The organism is Nocardia sp. PLKS1-43, from assembly GCF_059510335.1.
On record NZ_JCAJZQ010000004.1, the window covers coordinates 503247 to 518699 of the forward strand.

The 15453-nt window shown below is 68.6% G+C and carries 18 protein-coding genes and 5 tRNA genes; 11 read left to right on the plus strand and 12 right to left on the minus strand.

The window, feature by feature from the left end:
* The first annotated feature begins 48 nt into the window (after positions 1-48).
* The gene (locus tag AC5WS7_RS17930; RefSeq protein ID WP_495955632.1) at positions 49-2673 is read left to right on the plus strand and encodes an FtsK/SpoIIIE family DNA translocase; all 2625 of its coding nucleotides are present in this window, start codon (positions 49-51) and stop codon (positions 2671-2673) included.
* Between the two features lie 305 nt (positions 2674-2978).
* Here AC5WS7_RS17930 and AC5WS7_RS17935 read toward each other — a convergent pair whose 3' ends face one another.
* The 9 genes from AC5WS7_RS17935 to AC5WS7_RS17975 all read right to left on the minus strand — a co-directional run bounded on the left by AC5WS7_RS17935 (position 2979) and on the right by AC5WS7_RS17975 (position 5780).
* Positions 2979-3410, minus strand: a complete 432-nt coding sequence (locus AC5WS7_RS17935; RefSeq protein ID WP_495955633.1) for a TIGR03668 family PPOX class F420-dependent oxidoreductase — start codon at positions 3408-3410, stop codon at positions 2979-2981.
* 32 nt (positions 3411-3442) lie between these two features.
* Positions 3443-3859 (minus strand): nuclear transport factor 2 family protein, encoded by a 417-nt coding sequence (locus tag AC5WS7_RS17940; RefSeq protein ID WP_495955634.1) that lies wholly within the window; start codon positions 3857-3859, stop codon positions 3443-3445.
* Positions 3860-3955: 96 nt separating this feature from the next.
* Positions 3956-4026, minus strand: a tRNA-Gln gene (locus AC5WS7_RS17945).
* A 48-nt stretch (positions 4027-4074) separates the two neighbouring features.
* Positions 4075-4146, minus strand: a tRNA-Gln gene (locus AC5WS7_RS17950).
* 33 nt (positions 4147-4179) lie between these two features.
* Positions 4180-4254, minus strand: a tRNA-Arg gene (locus AC5WS7_RS17955).
* A gap of 58 nt (positions 4255-4312) precedes the next feature.
* Positions 4313-4386: transfer RNA gene (locus AC5WS7_RS17960), tRNA-Leu, on the minus strand.
* A 1-nt stretch (position 4387) separates the two neighbouring features.
* Positions 4388-4461: transfer RNA gene (locus AC5WS7_RS17965), tRNA-Ser, on the minus strand.
* A gap of 459 nt (positions 4462-4920) precedes the next feature.
* Positions 4921-5205, minus strand: a complete 285-nt coding sequence (locus AC5WS7_RS17970) for a YciI family protein (RefSeq protein WP_495955635.1) — start codon at positions 5203-5205, stop codon at positions 4921-4923.
* Between the two features lie 32 nt (positions 5206-5237).
* A complete protein-coding gene (locus tag AC5WS7_RS17975) occupies positions 5238-5780 on the minus strand; it encodes an amino-acid N-acetyltransferase (RefSeq protein ID WP_495955636.1) in 543 nt (180 codons plus the stop codon).
* A gap of 107 nt (positions 5781-5887) precedes the next feature.
* Here AC5WS7_RS17975 and pgsA point away from each other — a divergent pair, with 107 nt between their 5' ends.
* The 5 genes from pgsA to pspM all read left to right on the plus strand — a co-directional run bounded on the left by pgsA (position 5888) and on the right by pspM (position 9636).
* Positions 5888-6571, plus strand: coding sequence for a CDP-diacylglycerol--glycerol-3-phosphate 3-phosphatidyltransferase (pgsA, locus tag AC5WS7_RS17980; RefSeq protein ID WP_495955637.1), 684 nt, complete (start codon positions 5888-5890; stop codon positions 6569-6571).
* Positions 6568-7065 (plus strand): CinA family protein, encoded by a 498-nt coding sequence (locus tag AC5WS7_RS17985; RefSeq protein ID WP_495955638.1) that lies wholly within the window; start codon positions 6568-6570, stop codon positions 7063-7065. The genes pgsA and AC5WS7_RS17985 overlap by 4 nt, the downstream gene beginning before the upstream one ends.
* Positions 7066-7213: 148 nt before the next feature.
* Positions 7214-7621, plus strand: coding sequence for a helix-turn-helix domain-containing protein (locus AC5WS7_RS17990; protein ID WP_495955639.1), 408 nt, complete (start codon positions 7214-7216; stop codon positions 7619-7621).
* Between the two features lie 220 nt (positions 7622-7841).
* Positions 7842-8669 carry a PspA/IM30 family protein gene (locus tag AC5WS7_RS17995; protein ID WP_495955640.1) on the plus strand — a complete coding sequence of 276 codons (828 nt, stop codon included), beginning with the start codon at positions 7842-7844 and terminating at the stop codon, positions 8667-8669.
* A 145-nt stretch (positions 8670-8814) separates the two neighbouring features.
* Positions 8815-9636: a phage shock envelope stress response protein PspM gene (gene pspM, locus AC5WS7_RS18000; protein WP_495955641.1), complete on the plus strand. Its 822-nt coding sequence runs from the start codon at positions 8815-8817 to the stop codon at positions 9634-9636.
* A gap of 387 nt (positions 9637-10023) precedes the next feature.
* On the opposite strand, the gene AC5WS7_RS18005 is transcribed toward pspM, so the two are convergent.
* A complete protein-coding gene (locus AC5WS7_RS18005; protein WP_495955642.1) occupies positions 10024-10416 on the minus strand; it encodes a winged helix-turn-helix transcriptional regulator in 393 nt (130 codons plus the stop codon).
* Between the two features lie 68 nt (positions 10417-10484).
* Between AC5WS7_RS18005 and AC5WS7_RS18010 the strand changes: the two genes are divergently transcribed.
* Positions 10485-11435 carry a TIGR03564 family F420-dependent LLM class oxidoreductase gene (locus AC5WS7_RS18010; RefSeq protein ID WP_495955643.1) on the plus strand — a complete coding sequence of 317 codons (951 nt, stop codon included), beginning with the start codon at positions 10485-10487 and terminating at the stop codon, positions 11433-11435.
* Here AC5WS7_RS18010 and AC5WS7_RS18015 read toward each other — a convergent pair.
* The gene (locus tag AC5WS7_RS18015; protein ID WP_495955644.1) at positions 11402-12109 is read right to left on the minus strand and encodes an SDR family NAD(P)-dependent oxidoreductase; all 708 of its coding nucleotides are present in this window, start codon (positions 12107-12109) and stop codon (positions 11402-11404) included. The genes AC5WS7_RS18010 and AC5WS7_RS18015 overlap by 34 nt on opposite strands.
* A gap of 101 nt (positions 12110-12210) precedes the next feature.
* Here AC5WS7_RS18015 and AC5WS7_RS18020 point away from each other — a divergent pair, with 101 nt between their 5' ends.
* The 4 genes from AC5WS7_RS18020 (at position 12211) to AC5WS7_RS18035 (ending at position 14734) form a co-directional block, all read left to right on the plus strand.
* Positions 12211-13050: a helix-turn-helix transcriptional regulator gene (locus tag AC5WS7_RS18020; RefSeq protein WP_495955645.1), complete on the plus strand. Its 840-nt coding sequence runs from the start codon at positions 12211-12213 to the stop codon at positions 13048-13050.
* A gap of 286 nt (positions 13051-13336) precedes the next feature.
* Positions 13337-13597: a hypothetical protein gene (locus tag AC5WS7_RS18025; protein WP_495955646.1), complete on the plus strand. Its 261-nt coding sequence runs from the start codon at positions 13337-13339 to the stop codon at positions 13595-13597.
* 177 nt (positions 13598-13774) lie between these two features.
* Positions 13775-13951 (plus strand): hypothetical protein, encoded by a 177-nt coding sequence (locus AC5WS7_RS18030; protein ID WP_157116702.1) that lies wholly within the window; start codon positions 13775-13777, stop codon positions 13949-13951.
* Between the two features lie 72 nt (positions 13952-14023).
* The gene (locus AC5WS7_RS18035; protein WP_495955647.1) at positions 14024-14734 is read left to right on the plus strand and encodes a PIG-L deacetylase family protein; all 711 of its coding nucleotides are present in this window, start codon (positions 14024-14026) and stop codon (positions 14732-14734) included.
* On the opposite strand, the gene AC5WS7_RS18040 is transcribed toward AC5WS7_RS18035, so the two are convergent.
* Complete coding sequence (locus AC5WS7_RS18040; protein WP_495955648.1) at positions 14719-15303, minus strand: HD domain-containing protein; 585 nt, start codon at positions 15301-15303, stop codon at positions 14719-14721. The two genes, AC5WS7_RS18035 and AC5WS7_RS18040, sit on opposite strands and share 16 nt — an antisense overlap.
* Between the last annotated feature and the right edge of the window lie 150 nt (positions 15304-15453).

Sequence of the window (15453 nt, forward strand, 5' to 3'; positions counted from 1 at the left end):
GGGTGTTGCGGATGGTCTGGATGGGGCTGTTGCGGCTAGCCTGAGAGCATGGCAGGCAAGTCCCGCAGCACCACGGCGTCTCGTTCGCGGGCGGGATCGGCGCGGGGGCGGGCTCCGGCACGGTCCCGTTCGGCCGGTTCGCGCTCCGGATCATCCTCGGCCAACTCTCGCAGGAATCCCACGCCGCGGGCGCGCAAGGCCCCGGCTCGCCGTCCGGCGCCGCGGGCACGGTCCAATACCGCGCCGCTGGCGGTTTTCCGGCGCGGGGTCGGCAACGGCTGGACCATGCTCGCCCGCGGGATGGGCGCGACCACTCGGACGCTGAGCCGGGCCGGGGAGATCGAGCACGGGCATCGCCGTGATGGAGTCGCCTTGGCGCTGGTGGCATTCAGTGTGGTCATCGCGGCGGCGGTCTGGCTGTCCGCGGGTGGCCCGGTCGGCCACGCCATCGATACCGCTGTCCGGCTGTTCACCGGGTCAGGTTCGGCCGCAATACCTTTCGTGGCCTGTGCGATCGCGGTCGTGCTGATGCGCACCGAACCGCGCCCGGAGATCCGGCCCCGCCTGGTGCTCGGCGGGCTGCTGGTAGCCCTTCCGGCCCTGGGGGTCTGGCATATCGCCGCCGGTTCGCCCACCGACGCGCACGGCCGCGCGCACGCCGCCGGCTTCGTCGGATATGTGATGGGCGGCCCGTTGCGCAACGGCCTGACCGCCTGGCTGGCCACGCCATTGTTGTTGCTGGCCATCGCATTCGGTGTACTGCTGCTGACCGGCACGACGGTGCGCGAGGTGCCCGACCGGCTGCGCTGGCTGTTCGGCACCCAGGCCCGCGACGAATACGATTCGTACGACGACCGATACGGGCGCTACGACGGGGAAGAGTACGACGCGGACGGCTTTCCGGTGCACCAGTCGCGCTCGCGTCGCCGGCGCGGCCGCACACCCGAGGAGAACTATCCGACCGACGAATTCGGCGGATCCGGTTCGGCCACCGAGATCATGGGCGAGCCTCCGCTGCAGGACGCCAAGCCCATCGCCGCGGAGAAGTCCGAGCCCGCACCCGAGCCGAAGCCGAAGCGCAAGCCCGCCAAGGTCGTCGACCAGACTCCACCGCCCCCGGAACCGCAGCAACTGGAATTCGTCACCGAACGCGAGGTCGACGGCGACTACCAGCTCCCGCCGCTGTCCCTGCTGATCGACGGCGAACCGCCCAAGAAACGCAGCGCCGCAAACGAATCGATGATCGAGGCGATCACCGAGGTGCTGGTGCAGTTCAAGATCGATGCCGCGGTCACCGGATTCGTGCGCGGCCCGACGGTAACCCGGTACGAAGTGGAACTCGGCCCCGGTGTGAAGGTCGAGAAGATCACCGCGCTGGCGCGCAATATCGCCTACGCCGTCGCGACGGAGAACGTCCGGTTGCTCGCCCCGATCCCGGGCAAATCGGCCGTCGGCATCGAGGTGCCCAACGCCGATCGCGAACTCGTGCGGCTGGCCGACGTGCTCAAGGCGCCCTCCACCCGCAACGACCACCACCCGCTGGTGATCGGCCTCGGCAAGAACATCGAGGGGGAGTACCTCGCGGCGAACCTGGCCAAGATGCCGCATCTGCTGGTCGCCGGTTCCACCGGTTCCGGTAAGTCGAGCTTCGTGAACTCGATGCTGGTCTCGCTGCTGCACCGCGCCACCCCCGAGGAGGTGCGGATGATCCTGATCGACCCGAAGATGGTGGAACTCACGCCGTACGAGGGCATTCCGCATCTGATCACGCCCATCATCACCCAGCCCAAGAAGGCCGCCGCCGCGCTGGCCTGGCTGGTGGAGGAGATGGAACAGCGCTATCAGGACATGCAGGCCACCAAGGTCCGCCACATCGACGACTTCAACAAGAAGGTCAAATCGGGTCAGATCACCACGCCGCTGGGCAGTGAGCGCGTCTACCGGCCGTATCCGTACATCCTGGCCATCGTCGACGAACTCGCGGACCTGATGATGACCGCGCCGCGCGATGTCGAGGATGCGATCGTGCGCATCACCCAGAAGGCGCGTGCGGCGGGCATTCACCTGGTGCTGGCCACTCAGCGTCCCTCGGTGGACGTGGTCACCGGTCTGATCAAGACCAACGTCCCCTCGCGCCTGGCGTTCGCCACCTCCTCGCTGACCGATTCGCGCGTCATCCTCGATCAACCCGGTGCGGAGAAGCTGATCGGCATGGGCGATGGCCTGTTCCTGCCGATGGGCGCGTCCAAGCCGACGCGTCTGCAGGGTGCGTTCATCTCCGACGAGGAGATCCAGGGCGTCGTCGACTTCGCCAAGAACCAGGCCGAACCCGATTACACCGAGGGCGTCACCGCCGCCAAGGCCGGGGAGAAGAAGGACGTCGATCCGGATATCGGCGATGATCTGGATCTGTTCGTGCAGGCGGTGGAACTGGTCGTCACCTCGCAGTTCGGGTCCACCTCGATGTTGCAGCGCAAACTGCGCGTCGGTTTCGCCAAGGCCGGGCGGCTGATGGATCTGATGGAGACCCGCGGGGTCGTCGGCCCCAGCGAGGGATCCAAGGCGCGTGACGTGCTGATCAAACCCGACGAGCTGGACGGTCTGCTGTACACGATTCGTGGGGGAGACCCGGCCGACGTGTCCGGCGACGCCGTATCCGAGGGCGCGGAGTAGCCCCGGGTAATCCGGGCGGATTCGGATGGCGGCGAGACCTGCGGCGCGGTGGTGATCGCCGACTTCAGCCGCGGATCATCGACTCCGAGCCTGCTCACGCGTTGCCCGCCGCCGCGGCCGCATCGCCCATCCGGAATCCAGTAGCGCACACCGGATCTCGGCGCACACGTCCGTGGGAACTCGCCGCGCGAGGAGAGTTGCCGGTGCGCTCGCACAGTTCGGGCGTCGCCGATGACGGTCATTGGTGGCGTCGCCGCGCGCGAACGCATGCGCGGTATTCCGGCGGTCTCGGGCGACATGCTCGATCAGCCGGTGTAGGCCCAGCCCGCGATCGTGTGCACAGCGATCCGGACGACCGGTCCTTGTGGCGGATTGTCTTGATACTGAGTGTATTTCGCGGTGAGCCAGGCGATCGGCGCGGTGCGGTCCGGTGATTCGGAAAGGATGCGCGCGCTCCCGTCGAGGCGGACCCACCACAGGCGGGACCAGTCCTCGGAGTATTCGTCGGCCAGCAGCGAAATCCGGCCTGTGGCAGCGATATTCCGCAGCCGCCGCAGATTCGTCGTGGACTTCGGTTTGTGATCGATCGCGAATGCGGCCACCGGCTCGGGCGAATCGGGGGCCATGGCGAAGGTCACCGGGACCAGGTGCGGTTGCCCGTCCTCGCTCACCGTGGCGAGGCGGGCGACCCGTGCGTCACGGAACCTTTCCAGCGCATCCTGCTCGGTCAATCGCACCTGACCAGGGTATCCGGTGAGTGGATTCCGGCTCAGGCATCGGCGGTTCCGCGCTGGATCTGCTCGGCCGCCTCGCGTTGGATCTGCTCGAACTGCGCGCCCATCGCCTCTGCCAGCGCCGTGGCGGCCGAAAGCGGGCGGACCATGACGGTCAGCTCGTCGACCTTGCCTTGCTCGTTCAAGTGGACGAAATCGCAACCGTTGACCCGTTTTCCGCCGACGGTCGCCTCGAAGACCAGCGCCGCGTCCCGGCCGTTCGCATCGATGATCTCCCGGACATAGCGGAAGTCCTCGAACACCCGCAGTACCCCGCGCAGAATCGCCGCCGTGATCGCCTTGCCCGGATACGGTTTGAACGCCACCGGGCTGGTGAACACCACGTCGTCCGCCAACGTCGCCTCGATCGCCGCCGCATCGTGCGTCTCGACCGCCTGCCGGAATGTATGCATCGCCACCTCACCTATGCAACTGGTTGTATAGGTGAACTGTACCGAATCATGCCCGGCTCGGGTAACGCCCTGTGGCCGAGTGTCTCTGAGCAGGAGCTGACGCGCCAGGGCTCGAACCTGGATTTGCGGAACCAAACTCCGCCGTGCTGCCTTTACACCACGCGTCATCGGTCGCCCGGGGTGGTCTGCGGTTGATACCGGCCGCGTGCGGATCGCTGACGCGCCAGGATTCGAACCTGGACCTGCGAATTCAGAGTCCGCCGTGCTGCCGGTTGCACTACGCGTCATGGAATACGCTGCGCCCCAGCGGTTCTGGGGTGTGGCGCGCTCGGGGAGATTCGAACCCCAACCTCCTGGGCCGTAACCAGGCACTCTGTCCCTCGGGCTACGAGCGCATTTCGCCCGCGCGGTATCGGTCTGGACACCTCGGCGGCACTGCCGATGCGCGGGAAGTTCCCTCGGCGAGATTCGAACTCGCACAACACAGGGTCTGAGCCTGCGGCCTCTGCCAATTGGGCTACGAGGGAGCGCGGACGGAGGGATTCGAACCCCCAGCCGACGACTTTTCCAGATCGCTGCTCTGCCGATTGAGCTACGTCCGCAGTGGGAAGGCTCGATGAAAAAGGGCCGCTCCGTGGCGAATTGCCCGGCGAGCGGCCCTGGAGGACGTCGTGAGAGGTCTCAGAAACCGCGTCGGGCGGACAGTCGCACATCTGCCGGAAGTAGGGCGCGCCATTGTCGAGTACGATGCGTACGGCGCTGTCGCCGCAGGCTCATCGTCTGCTCGATCATCGCGTCTCCTTTCCCTGTCCCGCAGTGTGCTTCGACACCAGCACCGCGAATCGGCCGGCGAAACGGATTAATTCGCGCACGCGCGAGTGTCGCAAGTGACGCTGAAACTGCTTGTAGCGGTGGGCATTTCGACGAATTCTGGTTTGCTCGCGTGGAGGGTGAACGGCATACGGTCGCGTCGCTCGGTCAGCCGCCGCTCGCCGTCGTTCCCGCATGCCATGCGGCCGGGCAGCGCCTGCCACGGCGCTGCTTCCACGCACACGACGACGTCAATCCGCGAACGCGCCCATGGTCGGCTTCCACTCCACGATGCGAGCGTCGTGCAGCAGGCTGTGCTTGGCGAAGGGGTCGTCGGCGAACAGCGTCTGCGCGGCGGACAGGTCCTCGGCGCGGACCAGGATCAGGGCTCCCGAGCCGTCCGGGTAGGGGCCGCTGGTCAGGACGGTGCCCTTGTCGACCAGGTCGTTGAGCCAGGCGCGGTGCGCGGGCCGGTGTTCGTCACGGCCCGCGGCCTGGGCCTCGGCGTAGGTGTAGTGGACGGCGAAGATGGCCATGGGGACTCCCGGGACGTTCGGAGCGGACAAGATCAGAGGTTCAGCAGCATACGGGTATTGCCGAGGGTGTTCGGCTTGACGTAGCTCAGGTCCAGGAACTCCGCGACGCCGGTGTCGTAGGAACGGCACATCTCGGCGAACACCTCCGCGGTCACCGGCGTCCCGTCGATCTCGGCGAAACCGTGCCGCTCGAAGAAGGGCACCTCGAAGGTCAGCACGAACAGCCGGCGCAGCTGCAATTCCCGCGCGGTGGCGATGAGCTGATCGACGATCAGGCGGCCGACGCCCTTGCCCTTGACGCTCGGATGCACCGCCACCGTGCGGACCTCGCCCAGATCGGCCCACAGCACGTGCAATGCGCCACATCCGATCAGCTCGCCATCCAGTTCGGCGACCCAGAATTCCTGGACCGACTCGTAGAGCGTGACCAGGTTCTTCTCCAGCAGGATCCGTCCGGCGTACACGTCCACCAGGGACTTGATCGCGGGCACGTCCGAGGTACGGGCGCGGCGCACGATCGGGGCGTCGGCCACCGTCCCGTCGCTCGAACCGCTGTGTGTCGCCCGTGTCGTCATGTGGTGCACAGTAGTCGGGTTCGGTACCGATAGTCTGGTGTGGTGCCGCACATCCACTCCGCCCGCTCGCCCGAGGTTTTCCGGGCCCGACCCGGACGAGGGTGCCGGTGAGCGTGCAGAGCGACGATATGGACAGCGGCTGGCCGGACTCGCTGCACCCCCGCGCCGAGGCGGCCCGCCCGCGGCCGAATCTGGTACCGGCTCCGGTTCCGCAGACGGCCGAACCGGCCGCGGTGCCGGTGCTGAACATCGCGAACATCCTGACCGTGCTGCGGATCCTGATCGTGCCGCTGTTCCTGGTGGCGCTGTTCACCGGGACCGGACACGATACGGGGTGGCGGATTCTGGCCGCCGCGCTGTTCGGGATCGCGGCCATCACCGACCGGATCGATGGCCAGGTGGCGCGCAAATACGGTCTGGTCACCGACTTCGGCAAGCTCGCCGATCCGATCGCGGACAAGGCGCTCATCGGCGCGGCGCTGATCGGATTGTCGGTGCTCGGAGACCTGGCCTGGTGGCTCACGGTGGTGATCTGTGCCCGTGAGATCGGAATCACGCTGCTGCGTCTGGCCGTGGTGCGGCGCGGCGTGATTCCGGCCGGTCGCGGCGGCAAGCTCAAGACACTCGTGCAGTCGCTCGCCATCGCGGTACTGCTGTTGCCGCTGTCCGGCGCGTTCGCCACCGCGGGGCTGTGGTTGATGTACGTGGCCGTCGTGCTGACGGTCGGGACCGGCCTGGACTACGTCGTACAGGCCGCGCGGCTCTGGTCGCGCTCGGCCACCTCGCGATGACCACGCCCGATCCGTTGACCGCGCGGGTCCCGGCGGCCGATCTGGTGCGACGTCTGCTGGCTGCCCGGGCGACGGTCGCCACGGCCGAATCGCTCACCGCAGGTCTGCTGTCCGCCACCATCGCGGGTGTGCCCGGCGCCAGTGCGGTGCTGCGCGGCGGCCTGATCGTCTACGCCACCGACCTCAAACACACCCTGGCCGGAGTGGACGAACATCTTCTGGCTACCGAGGGCCCGGTCGCGGCCGGAACCGCCGAACAGCTCGCGGCCGGGGCGCGGCGCGTGTGCGCGGCGGACTGGGGGATCGGCCTGACCGGGGTGGCAGGGCCGGATTCGCAGGACGGACATCCGGTCGGCACGGTGTTCCTGGGGGTGTCCGGCCCGGAAGGCACCGAGGTTTTGCGGTTGAAACTGGCCGGTGACCGGTGGACGATCAGATTGGGAGCGGTACACGCGGCCGTGACCGAACTCGCTCGCGGCCTGGGCGAGGGATGAGCGAGGCGGCGCGGGCCCGGTCCGTGTGGCACTCGTGACGCCGGGGCGCCGGCGAGCAGCGGCCACGGATGGGAACCAGCCGAGGGCATGTGACGTTGTCACTTGCATAGGCTCGGTCCGGCCAGGCATGAACCGTTAGGAGAACGAGATGACGCTGCTACGAGAGGCAATCGGAGACAGTTTGCGGCGTGCTCGGATCGCGCAGAGCCGGACCCTGCGGGAGGTGTCGACGTCCGCCCGGGTGAGTCTGGGATATCTGTCCGAGGTGGAGCGCGGCCGCAAGGAGGCGTCCAGCGAGCTGTTGGCGGCGATCTGCCAGGCCCTGGACGTGCCGTTGTCCGAGGTGCTGTCCGATGTGAGCATCACCATGGCGGAGCAGGATTTCGCCGCCGGGCGCACCCGGCGCGAACCGGCGGTGGCCGAGTCCGCCGCGGTCGCCGCACCGGCCGAGTCCGCCGTTCCGGCCCCGTCGGCCTTCGCCCGGATCCCGGGCGAGACCAGGATCGTCATTCCCGCGCCGAGCGCCGACAAGCTGGTGCTGGTTCAGGCGAACTGACCCGCGGGAAGTCATTCGATCGGCAAAGGTATGTGATCGGTATCGGCGAGGCTGTGCGACGGAACGGAAACGGATAGATTCTGTGATGAGCATCGGTCCCGGGCGAGTTCGCTTGCCCGGGGCGTCGGGCCATGGAGGATAGATACCACAGGGGTGCGTGACGGTCGCGCACTACAGTCGCGTTGGAGCGCGGCGCGTCAGATGGAGGCGGGATCAATCGATGGCTAATCCGTTCGTCAAGGCCTGGAAGTACCTGATGGCCCTCTTCGACTCCAAGATCGAGGAGCACGCGGATCCGAAGGTCCAGATCCAGCAGGCCATCGAGGAGGCTCAGCGGCAGCACCAGGCACTGTCGCAGCAGGCCGCATCGGTGATCGGAAACCAGCGTCAGCTGGAGATGAAGCTGAACCGTCAGCTCGACGAGGTGGAGAAGCTCAACTCCAACGCCCGTCAAGCGGTCATGCTCGCGGACCAGGCGACCACGGCGGGTGATACCGACAAGGCGATCCAGTACACCAACGCGGCCGAGGCATTCGCGGCGCAACTGGTCACCGCCGAGCAGGCGGTCGAGGATCTGAAGGTGCTGCACGACCAGTCGCTGCAGGCCGCCGCGCAGGCCAAGAAGGCCGTCGAGCAGAACGCGATGCTGTTGCAGCAGAAGGTCGCCGAGCGCACCAAGCTGCTCAGCCAGCTCGAGCAGGCCAAGATGCAGGAGCAGGTGTCCGCCTCGCTGCAGCGGATGGATTCGACGCTGTCCGCCCCGGGCAGCACACCGAGCCTGGACGCGGTGCGGGAGAAGATCGAGCGCCGGTACGCCAACGCGCTGGGTGCGGCCGAGCTGGCCGGTAACTCGGTGCAGGGCCGCATGCTCGAGGTACAGCAGGCCAGCGTACAGATGGCCGGGCACAGCCGGCTCGAGCAGATCCGCGCCTCGATGCGCGGTGATTCGCTCACCGCCGGAGATGCCACGCCGCAGGTCGCCGCTCCGACCCCGAATCCGGCCGCCGCGCAGCCGCAGACCAACCCCGGTCAGGCCGCGCAGCAGTAGTCCCGCAATCGGTAGTACCCGTGGCGCTCGCGGGGTTGGTTCGAAAGGCATCGAGGTGATGGGGAGATCGCGGGCAGACGAGCCTGCGACGGGCCGCACCCGCGGCCGGTCGTCCGGAGCGGTGCGCGCGCGGGTGGTTCGAGAAGTGTTGTCGCAGTCCGGGATCGAGCCCGAGCAGCTCGACCGGGCGCGGCGGCTGCCCGACACCCTGCGCGAGGCCGGGGAGACCGCGATGCACGCCGTGCGGGCGTGGGCCGATCCCCGCGAGCGGGAGTTGCGGCGGCGCAGGCGCGCCCGGCGGCGCAGCCTGCGGTGGAGTGCCGCCTCCGGCATCACGGCCCTGGGCGCGGCCGGGCTCGCCGTCGTCTCGGCTCCGGCGTGGGCGGTGATCGTTCTCGGCGGCGGTGCGGCGGCCATGGTGACCGGGGCCGCCGTCAGCACCCGGAATTATCTGCAACTGCGTCGAAATCCATTGCCGCGGGCGGCATTCGTGCCGCGCCGTCTGCCGCCGGTCCGGTCGGCGGCGCGCGCGCCGATCGCCCGCCTGGTGCGGGCCGAGGCGGCGTTGCACGCCCTGAGCGGCCGCATCGCGCAGGGGGGCCGGATGCCTGCGGAGGACCTCGTCGACACCGTCGAGACCGCGGCCTCCTGCGCCGCGGCGTTGCACGCCCTGGCCGCGGATGTCGTGGCGATGGAGAAGACGGCCGAGGCGGTAGGTGCGGCTGCTTCGATTCCGGGCCTGGATTTATCCGGTCGGGTGCGCGCGGAGACCTCCCGGCTCGATTCGGGCGTCACCGAGTACGAGGCCCTTGTCGCCGCCGCGGGCCGCATCCTGGCGGTGCCCGAATCCGCCGCCGTCCTGTCCGAAACCGATTGGGCGCTGCTGAATCTGCGCGAATCCGCCGACCGGCTGGACGGCTGGGCACAGGCCTTGACCGACCTCGCGGACAGCCGGTTTCGCGGATAGTCACCGGACCCGGTCCACCAGAGGCGACGAGGAGTTGCTGCGCTCGGATGCCTTTCAGCCGACGCGGCCGGCAGTCGATCGGCCGAGGCGGTGACGCGCACCCAGGCAAGCGCGGCAGTTGCGCGCTGGTGTCGGCCGACGGCGGTGTGCTGTCGAAGAATTCGGTGGTGATCTCGCATAGCTCGGGCCTCGTAGGCAGCCGGTCACACGGCCGGCTTTCGGGGGACAGTGATCAGCGGCCCAGGCTCGGTCGGCATCGAAGCCGATCGATCGGACCGATGCCGGCTGCGCGCTGATCGATCGGTTGGATGCAAAACGTTTGGGCGGCAACGTATCTCGTGTGCAGCCCATTCGGGTCCGGCATACCCGTGGGACGAGCTGCGACCGCTAGTCCCCGGCGGCCGTCCCGTGCTCGCGGTCGTATGCCGCGCGGGCGGCGGCGACGGTGTCGCGGTGACGGGTGGCCCATCCGGTGAGGCCCTGGAGGGAGTCCAGGAGTTCGGTCGCGATCTCGGTGAGGGTGTATTCCACGCGGGGCGGGACCGTGGGATACACCGTGCGAGTCAGCAGGCCGTCGCGTTCGAGTCTGCGGAGTTTGAGCGTCAGCATGCGGCGGCTGATTCCCGGCATGGCGCGATGCAGGTCGGCGAAGCGAACCGGACCCTGTGCGGCCGCGGTCAGGATGCTGATACTCCATTTGCCGCGTACGTGATCGATCACCTCGGCGACCGGGCATGCGCGACTGACCAGGACGGGTACATCGATGTGACTCCGGGACACGAAAGTGCCTTCTTCCGCTCGTACTGAACCGATACCACCATGGTCGCTGATACCGGAGAAGGAGCACTATGCGCATAGGCGTGAACATCGGTGGCACACCGCCGTTCGAAGAGATGATGGCCACGGTCCGTGCGGTCGCGGCGGCCGGTCTGGACGGCGTGTACTTCAATCAGGTGCTGGGCTGGGATGTGCTCACCCTCGCCGCGCTGGCCGGTCGTGCGGCGCCCGGACTCGAGGTCGGCACGGCGGTGGTGCCGACCTATTCGCGGCATCCGGTGGCCCTGGCGCAGCAGGCGCTGACCGTGGCGGCGGCCACCGGTGGACGCCTGGTTCTCGGGGTCGGGCCGAGCCACGCCGCGGTGGTGGAGCGGGTCTACGGAGTTCGGGCCGAACGGCCCGTGCGGCACCTGCGCGAATATCTCGCCGTGCTGCTGCCACTGTTGCGCGGGGAGAGTATCGAATTCCGCGGCGAGACGATGAGATCGACCGCCGCGGTGGCGGTTCCGGATGCGGTAGCGCCACCCGTACTGCTGTCCGCGCTGCGTCCGGCGATGCTCGAGCTGGCGGGCTCGTCCGTCGACGGCATCGTGACCGTTTGGGCCACAGCTGATTTCGTCGCGACGAATATCGCGCCCCGGCTCGCCGCCGCGGCCCATGCGGCCGATCGCCCACGGCCGAGAATCGCCGCCATCGTCACCGCCGCCGTCGCCGCCGATCCCGGCCGGGCCGCCCGGCAGTTGGCCGAACGCACCGCCGCCGCATCCGATCTCGCCAATTACCGTGCGCTACTGGAACTTCAAGGACTGACCGGCGTGCACGAGACGGCGTTGATCGGTACCGAATCGGCGGTGGCCGAAGGGCTGCGCGGCTACGCGTCGGCCGGTGTGACGGATCTGCTGATCAGTCTCGCCGGCGACGCGCCGGACCGCGCCCGCACCCTCGCGTTGCTCGCGGACCTGCGTCGCGACCTCGCGGCATCCGTCGATCACCAGGGCAACGGCCCGGAGATGTCGAAGTAACCTCCGGTCGGGCCGTCCGGCGGGGTCTGCGCCATCCGGACGACGATCTCGGCGGCCTGCTCGACGGTCTGGTGGCCGGAGTGGCCGTTGAGATCCGTCGCGGTGTAACCGGGTTCGACGACGTTGATGCGCATCGCCGGAAATGCCTTGGCGTACTGCACGGTGAGCATGTTCACCGCGGTCTTGGACGTCGGGTAGGCCAGGCCCGGATAGGCGTGGGCGGGGCTGTCCGGGGTCGAGACGGCGGTGAGCGAACCCAGACCGCTGCCAAGATTCACCACCACCGGGGCGGCGGAGCGCTGCAGCAGCGGCAGGAAGGCGTGCATCACCCGCACGACGCCGAATACGTTGGTGTCGAACACTTCCCGGATCATCTCGCCGGTGATCTCGGCCGCGCCGGGCACGCTGTTGTCCGGATTGCGGGTCTCGATGCCCGCGTTGTTGATCAGCACGTCCAGCCCGCCGTCGGCCTCGACGGTCTTCGCCGCGGCGGCGACCGAGGCGTCATCGGTGACGTCCAGTTGTACCAGCCGCGCACCGATCGGTTCGGCGGCCCGGCGGCCCCGCTCGGGATCGCGTGCGCCGATGTAGACGGTGTGTCCGGCGGCGATGAGCCGCCGGGCGGTTTCCAGTCCGATGCCCTTGTTCGCTCCGGTGATCAATGTTGTCGTCATGGCTCCAGCCTGATCCGGCCGTTCCCACTCAGCCAGTCGTCCGGATGTCCTGGGACTGGCGGTACCAGGCACGATGCGACCGGTTGCCGCAGACTGGAATCATGGCGACCTCGGAGTTCGGTGCGGCGATGCGGCGGTGGCGCGACCGGCTCGAGCCCGCGGACGCGGGGTTGCCCGCGGGCGAGCGGCGGCGTGCTCCCGGACTGCGCCGCGAGGAGTTGGCCCTGCTGGCGGGCATCTCGGTGGATTACATCACCCGTCTGGAGCAGGGGCGCGCGTCGAATCCGTCGGCGCAGGTGGTGGAGGCGCTGGCGCGGGCGTTGCGGTTGTCCGGCACCGAACGGGCGCACCTGTTCCGGTTGGCGAAGCTGCCGCTGCCGGATCCGGATCTGGTGCCGCGCCACATCACCGCCAGCGTGCAGCGCGTACTGGATCGTCTGACCGGAACGCCGGTCGCGGTCTACGACGCGACCTGGCAACTTCTGCTGGCCAATCCGCAGCATGCGGCATTGGTCGGCGATCAGTCCGGGCTGACCGCCATCGAGCGCAACGGGGTGTGGCGGCATTTCCTCGGGCCCGGACCCAACGCCCGCCGCAGCCCGGAGGCGCTCGCCGCCTACGAAACCGCGCTGGTGACCGATCTGCGCACCGCCGCGGCCCGCTATCCGGCCGACCGTCGGCTCCAGGATCTGATCACCACCCTGCACACCGGAAGTCCGCGATTCGCGCGGATCTGGGATTCGGGCGCGGTCGGCCGCCGTGACGCCGCGCCCAAGATCATCGATCACCCGCTGGTCGGCCCGGTGACCCTGGACTGCGACATCCTCACCGTCACCGGCAGCGATCTGCGCATCATGATCTACACCGCCGAACCGGGCACCGAGGACGCCGAACGCCTGGCGCTGATCACCGTTCTCGGGACGCAGACACTCACGAGATGAACGTGTTCCGCCGCCGCGGAAACACGGCGCACGGCCTCGCGCCGGGCTCGCGGCCGGGTTGTGAAGCGGGTCGTCCCAGCCGTCGGCGCCGAGCCTATCGTGCGGATCCATTCCCGAAGACGCCCCGTGCCGACAGCCCGGCCGTCCAGGATGAAGCCGTTCGGGCGCAACCACATTGCCGGGACTATCGGTCCACGCCGTGCGTACGGCGTGGCCGTGCGGAATCGCGGCCGGCAACGGGTAGGGTCCGCACCCGTCGGTGTCGTCGAGGGTGGGAGTGGGATTCATGCACGTCAGAGGAATACTCGCCGGAGTGCTCGTGCTCGCCGGACTCGCGGCGCCGGCCGTGACGGTGGCCGCGCCCGCCGCCGATGCGCGACCGGTCGCGCTGCAGCGGTACACCTGCAACGGACTGGACTGGTCCGGAAAGCCCTTGCGGCCGGTCACTTTCCAGATCCGGGGCAACGAGTACCGGGCGGCGCACCGGGCCCAGGCCGCCTGGCGCGGCGTGGCGAGGTTCGCCACCATCGTCTGCCGGCCGAGCTGAGCTCCCGGAGAACCGTGGCCCCCGGCGACCGCCGGCGGCCCGCCTCCTCGGGAAGTACCCTGATTTATCCCTGATATCGGGGTTGACCTGGTGATTTTCCTCGGCGGGATCGGCAGTATGGAGGGTGTCGGATGACGTAGCGGAGGTTCGACGGAAACCTTCGGGAGGAATGGACCAATGAGCATGTTCTGGAAGATTCTGGGCGTGGTCGCAGTCGTATGGCTCGTGTTGATCGTGGTCGGGGCGCTGGTGAAGGCGCTGTTCCCGATCCTGATGATCAGCCTGGTCGTCTTCGGACTCTACCTGCTGTACAAGGCGGTTTCGGGCTCGAAATCGACGGTCGACAAGCTGTAGATCTCGCTGCGCGGGCCGCACGGAATCCATTCCGTGCGGCCCGTTCGCATGTGCGGTGATTCAATGGGGGCCATGGATCAGGTACCCGAGGATTGGCAGACCGGACTCGTCATCGTCGCGCATCCGGGCGACATCGAGTACGAGGCTGCGGCCGTGGTGCACCGATGGGCCTTGCAAGGCAAGCGGATTCGCTATGTGCTGGCCAGTCGCGGTGAGGCCGGGATCGCCGGGCTGCCCCCGGCGCAGACCGGGCCGCTGCGCGAGCGAGAGCAGATCGCCGCGGCCCGGGCCGTGGGCGTGCAGGACGTGGAATTCCTCGACTACCCGGACGGCCGGATCGAGGAGAGCCTGATGCTGCGCCGGGACCTGGCCAGAGCGATCCGCCGCCATCGCCCGGAAATGGTCGTATTGTTCAACTTCCACGACACCTGGGCGCCCGGGCGCGCCAACAGCGCGGATCATCGCGCGGTCGGTCGTGCCGCGCTGGATGCGATCGCCGATGCCGCCAACGAGTGGATCTTCACCGAACTGAGCGGTCTGCCGATCTGGACGGTGCGCTGGGCGGCGGTGACCGGATCGGCCGTCACCCATGCCGTCGATGTCACCGATTCGATCGATGCGGCGACGAAATCGCTGCTGGCTCATGGTCGTTACCTCGCGGCGCTGGGCCCGGCGCCGGTTCCGGCACAGGCGCAGGCGATCGTGGCGGACGCGACCGCGCCGATCGAGGGGTTCCCCGCCGAGCGTGCCATCGGCTTCGAACTGTTCTACATCCGCGGCTGAGCCGCCGCGACCCGCTCGACCACCGGCCGCCAGGATTCCAACGGCGCCACCGCGAGCCCGACCACCTTGCCCGAGTCATCGGCCCGGCGCAGCGCCAGCGCGGCGGCGAAGTCCGGATCGGCCTCGAATTCGGTGGCCTCGGCGGCGGTCATCGGGCCGCCCTGGGCCAGGAGTGTGCGTCTGCTGGACGCGGACAGATTCGCCGTGTGCGCGGAATCGGTCGCCGCCAGATAGCGTTTCGCGACGACGTGCAGTTCGACCAGCCGCGCCACTCGCGCGCCGAGCAGCTCGCGCACGGCGTCCGCTCCGGTGCGTCCGTGGCCGGCGTCGTCGCCAGGGGCGAGCAGATGGCCGATATCGTGTACCAGGCCCGCGATCTGGAGTTCCTCGTCGTCAGGGTGATCGCGGCGCAGCAGTTCGGCGCATTGGCGGTCGTGATCGAGGATGTCGATCGGGTCGCCGCTGCGATCGGGCATATCCCAGACGTCGGCGCAGGCCGCCAGCAGGGATATCAGCTCGTCCACGGTGGCGGGAGCCGTTCGCATCACACGGTCGGTCTGCTCGGCCACGTTTCCTCCTCGCCGCGGTAGCTGTCCTGCCTGCCCGCGAACCCGCCCCGGGCGGTGCGCGGTGCGGCCATCGGACAAACGTCGTTGTACCACTGGCCGGTTCGCGACGGAATCGGGTACGGGTGCCCTCGACTCCCGGAATCGGTGTCG

Bases quoted from the DNA above. Each gene is read 5' to 3' on its own strand.
- AC5WS7_RS17930 (WP_495955632.1), top strand. From the start codon at position 49: ATGGCAGGCAAGTCCCGCAGCACCACGGCGTCTCGTTCGCGGGCGGGA.
- AC5WS7_RS17940 (WP_495955634.1), bottom strand. From the start codon at position 3,859: ATGCATACATTCCGGCAGGCGGTCGAGACGCACGATGCGGCGGCGATC.
- AC5WS7_RS17970 (WP_495955635.1), bottom strand. From the start codon at position 5,205: ATGGCCATCTTCGCCGTCCACTACACCTACGCCGAGGCCCAGGCCGCG.
- AC5WS7_RS17975 (WP_495955636.1), bottom strand. From the start codon at position 5,780: ATGACGACACGGGCGACACACAGCGGTTCGAGCGACGGGACGGTGGCC.
- AC5WS7_RS17985 (WP_495955638.1), top strand. From the start codon at position 6,568: ATGACCACGCCCGATCCGTTGACCGCGCGGGTCCCGGCGGCCGATCTG.
- AC5WS7_RS17990 (WP_495955639.1), top strand. From the start codon at position 7,214: ATGACGCTGCTACGAGAGGCAATCGGAGACAGTTTGCGGCGTGCTCGG.
- AC5WS7_RS17995 (WP_495955640.1), top strand. From the start codon at position 7,842: ATGGCTAATCCGTTCGTCAAGGCCTGGAAGTACCTGATGGCCCTCTTC.
- AC5WS7_RS18010 (WP_495955643.1), top strand. From the start codon at position 10,485: ATGCGCATAGGCGTGAACATCGGTGGCACACCGCCGTTCGAAGAGATG.
- AC5WS7_RS18015 (WP_495955644.1), bottom strand. From the start codon at position 12,109: ATGACGACAACATTGATCACCGGAGCGAACAAGGGCATCGGACTGGAA.
- AC5WS7_RS18020 (WP_495955645.1), top strand. From the start codon at position 12,211: ATGGCGACCTCGGAGTTCGGTGCGGCGATGCGGCGGTGGCGCGACCGG.
- AC5WS7_RS18025 (WP_495955646.1), top strand. From the start codon at position 13,337: ATGCACGTCAGAGGAATACTCGCCGGAGTGCTCGTGCTCGCCGGACTC.
- AC5WS7_RS18030 (WP_157116702.1), top strand. From the start codon at position 13,775: ATGAGCATGTTCTGGAAGATTCTGGGCGTGGTCGCAGTCGTATGGCTC.
- AC5WS7_RS18035 (WP_495955647.1), top strand. From the start codon at position 14,024: ATGGATCAGGTACCCGAGGATTGGCAGACCGGACTCGTCATCGTCGCG.